Genomic DNA, 262 nt, shown 5'->3' with positions numbered 1-262 from the left:
ATGGGAGTTAACGGGATCGAACCGCTGACCCTCTGCTTGTAAGGCAGATGCTCTCCCAGCTGAGCTAAACTCCCAAATGAGCGTTTAACTCAGCCAACGGTGAGAAACTACGTTTCTCTTATCCGCCGATTGGAATCTCGAATACCTCTCGATTCCAACTAAGCTAAACTCCCAAATGAGCCTAGTATCTACTAGGCTCAATCTCTTGCTAAGCGACTACCTTATCTCACAGGGGGCAACCCCCAACTACTTCCGGCGTTCT

General features: G+C 49.2%; 1 tRNA gene. It reads right to left on the bottom strand.

Annotated features, from left to right (window positions below):
- Window position 1 precedes the first annotated feature (1 nt).
- A tRNA-Val gene (locus LIZ08_RS10345) sits at window positions 2-74 on the bottom strand.
- Window positions 75-262: the final 188 nt, after the last annotated feature.

Origin of the sequence: Streptococcus sp. 210928-DFI.4.42, from assembly GCF_020554365.1 — a bacterium.
Lineage (GTDB): Bacteria > Bacillota > Bacilli > Lactobacillales > Streptococcaceae > Streptococcus > Streptococcus parasanguinis_S.
Note: the sequence above shows the minus strand (reverse complement) of the source record. Positions and strands in the feature narration are given on the sequence as shown.